The organism is Lysinibacillus sp. RU7, assembly GCF_057837305.1.
Genome location: NZ_JBYQFK010000055.1, coordinates 1 through 1,557, shown reverse-complemented (window position 1 = coordinate 1,557; position 1,557 = coordinate 1). Strand labels below are relative to the sequence as shown.

The 1,557-nt window shown below is 38.2% G+C and carries 1 protein-coding gene; it reads left to right on the top strand.

Annotated features, from left to right (window positions below; genetic code table 11):
* Positions 1-127 precede the first annotated feature (127 nt).
* Positions 128-1,483: a transposase gene (locus AC3II9_RS21350; RefSeq protein ID WP_489158712.1), complete on the top strand. Its 1,356-nt coding sequence runs from the start codon at positions 128-130 to the stop codon at positions 1,481-1,483.
* Positions 1,484-1,557 lie beyond the last annotated feature (74 nt).

Sequence of the window (1,557 nt, the reverse complement as noted above, 5' to 3'; positions counted from 1 at the left end):
GAGTTAATTTCATAATTCTAATCCCTTCGGTATCAAGGGTTTCAATGAAATAAAAATGAGGCACCTCCCCAAATTCGGTATAATGGTAGCGACTAAACCAACCTTATACGAACGGAGTGAATGCCTCATGACTATTGTAAAACAAATGAGCCTTTTTGACATCCATCAATTATTCGAAATGGAAAGTTCGCACCGTTTTGATGCGATTTTTGCCACTTTCGATGTACAACCAATCTTTCAGCTTTTTTCTAAAAAGACGTTGCGTGGCGCTCCACGTGAATGTAACTATGGTGCCATGATTCAATCATTGATGATTCGTATTGTTGAACGTATTCCCACAATAAAGGATTTAGTTAAGCGTTTAGTCCACGATCCTTTATTCCGTTTCGATTGCGGGTTTCTTGTTTCAGATTCGGTCCCTTCAGAAGCTTCATATTCTCGCATGATTGATGTAATTAGTCAGTCTGATGTTTTGGATAACATGCAAGATGAACTGATTCAAATTGCCTTTTTAGAAGGCTTTCTTTGTGATGAACACCTTGCCTTTGATGCCACGCATTTCGAAGCACGTGATGCATCCAAACCCTCTAAGAAGAAAGAAAATAAGCCACCAAAGAAACGTGGTCGTAAAACGAAAGAAGAACAGGTAGCTTGGACCGTTGAACAAGCTCAAATCGAAGCCAATCTGACAACGTATGAAAAGAAATTAGAAGCACAATTATCCATTCCGCTTGAAAAGCTTTGGAAGGACATACCCATTGATCCGAATTGGGGCATCAAGAAAAATAGTGACGGTAAAAATACGTTTTGGTACGGTTTCAAAGGACATCTGGCTGTTTCAACGAAAAGTCAATATATTGTAGGTCGCCTCATGTCTTCAGGCAATTTATCTGACAGTAAAGTGGCCATCCCGCTACTCAAAAAAATAGAGGCTATGATGCCTAATCATTTTACAACAGCGATATTTGATGCCGGCTATGATTATGAACCCATTTATAAACAAGCATTCGCCCAAACAATGCGTGTAGTTATTCCGTACAATGTTCGAAATGAAGGAGAATATCTAGGATTCGATGAATATTTCCGACCAACTTGTGTACGCGAACATAGTTACTGTTACGATAGCTTCGATGAAAAATACAATACGTTAAAATACATACGACCGAAAGAATGTGCAAGCTGTCCGTTACGTGAAGACTCACTTTGCCAAAAGGTGTTTAAAATCAAATGTACGACGGATATTCGAAAGTATACGTACCCAGCACGTGGCTCGGAATTATGGAAGAAACTTTACAAAGAACGTACAGCAGTAGAAAGGGTCAACGCCTATTTAAAACAATACTTTCAATTAAACAACATCCGTCACCGTACAGGTAAAAAAGCAAAACTACACTTTAACCTAGTGACGTTTATTTATAATGCTTGCAAATTAGCCGTTGACCGATTGCATGCATTATTACAAGCACAACAGCAAGCAGCATAATTTTAAAAAAACACAAGTTTTGAAACAGGAGCAGTCTAAGCTCTTAAAAAAGATGATTTATGAAATTGATTCAA

What these genes read in the sequence shown, in the direction of transcription:
- AC3II9_RS21350 (WP_489158712.1), top strand. Translation starts at nt 128, where the DNA reads ATGACTATTGTAAAACAAATGAGCCTTTTTGACATCCATCAATTATTC.